General features: G+C 73.2%; 3 protein-coding genes and 1 pseudogene. All 4 read left to right on the top strand.

Features of this window, described 5'->3' with window-relative positions; translation table 11 throughout:
• A pseudogene (locus ABZW32_RS39185) lies at nucleotides 1-866 on the top strand (alpha-galactosidase); the annotation flags it as partial.
• Complete coding sequence (locus tag ABZW32_RS39180; protein WP_356225608.1) at nucleotides 863-1,876, top strand: LacI family DNA-binding transcriptional regulator; 1,014 nt, start codon at nucleotides 863-865, stop codon at nucleotides 1,874-1,876. The pseudogene ABZW32_RS39185 and the gene ABZW32_RS39180, both read left to right, overlap by 4 nt.
• A gap of 113 nt (nucleotides 1,877-1,989) precedes the next feature.
• Nucleotides 1,990-3,039 (top strand): galactose-1-phosphate uridylyltransferase, encoded by a 1,050-nt coding sequence (galT, locus tag ABZW32_RS39175; protein ID WP_356225606.1) that lies wholly within the window; start codon nucleotides 1,990-1,992, stop codon nucleotides 3,037-3,039.
• On the top strand, nucleotides 3,036-4,024 hold a 989-nt coding region (gene galK / locus ABZW32_RS39170; RefSeq protein WP_356225604.1), incomplete at its 3' end, for a galactokinase. The genes galT and galK, both read left to right, overlap by 4 nt.

The following is a 4,024-nucleotide window of genomic DNA, read 5'->3' as shown; positions in this document are numbered from 1 at the left end:
ACGTGCTCGACCCGCGCCGCCCCGAGGTGCGCGCGCACGTGGTCGGCCTCTGCGCCCGGCTGGTCGGCGCGTACGGACTCGACGGACTGAAGCTCGACTTCCTCGACCAGGCCATGGTGTACGCGGGCGACGGCGCGGGGGACGTCGGACAGGCCATGGTGACCCTGCTGGCCGAACTGCGAGCGGCCCTGGAATCCGTACGCCCGGGGGTGCTCCTGGAACTGCGCCAGCCCTACACGGGACCCGGTATGGCCCCCTTCGGCAACATGCTGCGCTCCTTCGACTGCCCGGGGGACGCGACCGCGAACCGGGTCCGCACCCTCGACACGGCACTGCTCGCCGTCGGCGGAGCCGTCCACTCCGACATGCTCCTGTGGTCGGCCGACGCGCCCGTGACGACGGTGGCCCGGCAGCTGATCGGGGCCCTGCACTCCGTGCCGCAGATCTCCGTACGGCTGGACCGGGTGCCCGCGGCGCACCGGGACGCGATCGGCTTCTGGCTGGCGCAGTGGCGGGGCCACCGCGAGCTGCTGCTGGACGGGGACGTGGAACCGGGCCGCCCCGACGAGCTGTACCCGCTGGTGCGGGCGAGCACCGGGGAGCACTGCCTGCTGAGCGTCCACGGCGACCGCGTCGTCCCACTGGACCTCTCCGCGTACCGGCACTTCTGCGTGGTCAACGGCTCGGACCGGGACCGGGTGATGGTCGAGGTACTGGGCGGCGGGGGCCGGGTCCAGGGCGTGGTCCACGGGCCGGACGGCCGTATCATGGACGATCCGCCGACGTACCTGCCGGAGGGGGCGCGCTCGCTCGCCGTGCCGCGCGGCGGCATGGCATCGCTCACGATCACGGAAGGACCGCGATGAAGGTCGGGATCACCGAGGTCGCAGCCCGCGCCCAGGTCAGTGAGGCGACCGTCAGCCGGGTGATCAACCGGCGCCAGGGCGTGTCGAAGAAGACCCGGGACGCGGTCGAGCAGGCCATGGCGGAGCTCGGCTACGAACGGCAGGTCCAGGGCCAACTGGTCGCGGTGATCACCGAGTTCGTCTCCAACCCGTTCTTCGCCGATGTCGCCGAGCGCATCGAGTCGGCCCTCGCCCCGCACGGACTCAAGACGATCCTGTGCCCCGCCTTCCCGGGCGGAGTGCAGGAGCGGGACTTCATCTCCGCGCTCGTGGACAAGGGAGTCGCGGCCGTGGTCTTCCTGTCCGCGTCCAACACCGTCGACGGCGCCGACACCGAGACGTACGAACTGCTGCGGCAGCGCCGGGTCCCCTACGTGGGGATCAACGGCGAGTTCGCGGACGGGGTGCCCACCCCGGTCTTCTCCACCGACGACGCCCTCGCCGCCGAACTGGCCGTCGACCACCTCCACCGACTGGGTCACCGCAGGATCGGGATGGCCTCCGGCCCGGCCGGCAACCAGCCCGCCGACCGCCGGGTGCGGGGCTTCCTGGAGGCCATGGCCAAGCGGGGCATCGAGGAGCCGGAGCGCTGGGTGATCCGGCAGTCCTACACGGTGGAGGGCGGCCAGGCCGCCGTCGGCCCGCTGCTCGCCCTGGGCGCCACCGCGATCGTCGCGGCCAGCGACTACATGGCCCTCGGCGCGATCCGGGGCGTCCGCCGGCACGGGCGTTCGGTGCCCGGGGACGTATCGGTGGTGGGCTACGACGGCTCGGCCATCACCGAGTTCACGGATCCTCCCCTGACCACGGTGCGCCAGCCCGCCGACCGGCTGGCGCTGGAGGTGGGCCGCAGCGTACTGGCGCTGGTGAGCAACCGGGACGTGCCGACGGGGGAGCTGCTGTTCGACCCCGAACTGGTCATCCGGGCGACCACCGGGCCGGTGTCCGCGGACCCCGTCCCCGGAGCCTGACGGCGGGGAGAACCGCTCGGAAAGCAACAGGACCCCATCGAGTGTTGTTGATTTCTGTAGAATGATCGGCTCCACGCTGTTGATTTGATGTGTGATCTGTTTAGTCTTGGCGAGTGAAGAAGACTCTTGCGAAACTCGCGGACGGCCGCGAACTGATCTACTTCGACACCGACGAAGGCGCCGTGCGCGATGCGCCCGATGCGCGCCCGCTGGACCGGGTGAGCAGCCGCCCGCACCTGAGGCGGGACGAGGCGACCGGTGACTGGATCACCATCGCCTCCCACCGGCAGGACCGCACCTACCACCCGCCCGCCGGTGAATGCCCGCTCTGCCCCTCGCGGGACGGCCGGCTCAGCGAGATCCCGGCCGACGACTACGAGGTGGCCGTCTTCGAGAACCGCTTCCCCTCCCTGGCGGGCGGGGCCGGACGCTGCGAGGTGGTGTGCTTCACCCCGGAGCACGAGGCCGGTTTCGCCGACCTCACCCCGGCCGCCGCCCGCCTGGTCCTGGACGCCTGGACCGACCGCACCGCGGAGCTCTCGGCCCTCCCGGAAGTCGAGCAGGTGTACTGCTTCGAGAACCGGGGGGCCGAGATCGGGGTGACCCTCGCCCACCCGCACGGCCAGATCTACGCCTTCCCGTTCGTCACACCGCGCACCGTCAAGATGACGGCCGCCGCGACCGCACACCGCGCCGCCACCGGACGCAACCTCTTCGAGGACCTGCTGGCCGGCGCCCGCGCCGCCACCGACCGCGTGGTGACGGCCGGGGAGCACTGGACCGCCTTCGTGCCCTACGCCGCCCGCTGGCCGTACGAGGTGCACCTCTACCCGCACCGCCGCGTCCCCGACCTGACCCGCCTCACCGAGGCCGAGCGGGCCGAGTTCCCGGAGCTCTACCTGGACCTGCTGCGCCGGTTCGACCGGCTGTTCCCCCTGCCGGGGCAGCCGCAGGGGCCGGCCCCCACCCCGTACATCTCGGCCTGGCACCAGGCCCCCCGCACCGGCGGGGAGGAACTGGCCCTGCACCTGGAGCTGTTCACCGTGCGGCGCACGCCCGACAAGCTCAAGTTCCTCGCAGGCACCGAGTCCGGGACGGAAGCCTTCATCAACGACGTGGCCCCCGAGGAGGCCGCGCGACGACTGCGGGAGGCCCTCGCGTGAACCGCACCGCCCAGGGGGAGGACGACAGCCGGGCCGACGGCGTCGCGGACGTCTTCGCGCGGCTCTTCGCAGGGCCCGCGGACGGGGTCTGGGCGGCGCCGGGGCGGGTGAACCTCATCGGTGAACACACCGACTACAACGACGGGTTCGCCCTCCCCATCGCCCTCCCGCGCAACACCCTGCTCGCCGCCCGCGCCCGTACGGACGGGCGGCTGCGGCTGCACAGCGCGCAGGGGGAGGGCGGGATCACCGAACTGTCCGTGGCCGCACTGGCCCCGGGGGCGGTGACGGGCTGGGCCGCGTACCCGGCCGGCGTGGTCTGGGCACTCGCCGAGGCGGGCCACCCGGTCGGGGGAGCGGACCTCCACTTCGACAGCACGGTGCCCACCGGCGCCGGCCTGTCCTCCTCGGCGGCGCTGGAGTGCGTGGTCGCCGTCGCCTACGACGCGCTGTACGGGCTGGGGCTGCCCGGGCCCGAACTGGCCCGGATCGCCCAGCGCGCGGAGAACGCCTTCGCGGGCGTCCCCTGCGGGATCATGGACCAGATGGCCTCGATCTGCTGCACCGCCGAGGCCGCCCTCCACCTCGACGCCCGTACCCCGCAGGACCACCGGCAGGTGCCCCTGGACCTGCGGGGCCAGGGGCTGGGGCTGCTGGTGATCGACACCCGGGTCTCCCACGACCTCGCCGACGGGGCGTACGCCGCCCTGCGGGCGGGCTGCGAACGCGCGGCCGCGCTGCTCGGGCTGCCCGCCCTGCGCGACGTGGACGCCGGGGAACTGCCGAAGGTCCTGAGGGCCCTGCCGGCGGAACTCGTGCCCTTGGTGCGCCACGTCGTGACCGAGAACGCCCGGGTCACGGAGGCCGTCTCCCGGCTGCGGGAGGGCGACGCGGCGGCCCTCGGCCCGATCCTCACCGCGGGCCACGCCTCGCTGCGCGACGACTACCGGGTGTCGTGCCCGGAGACCGACCTCGCCGTGAGCGC

The sequence above is a fragment of the Streptomyces sp. NPDC004667 genome (assembly GCF_040609475.1).
GTDB lineage: Bacteria > Actinomycetota > Actinomycetes > Streptomycetales > Streptomycetaceae > Streptomyces.
The sequence above is the reverse complement of the archived record's forward strand: the minus strand, read 5'-3'. Positions and strand labels throughout refer to the sequence as shown.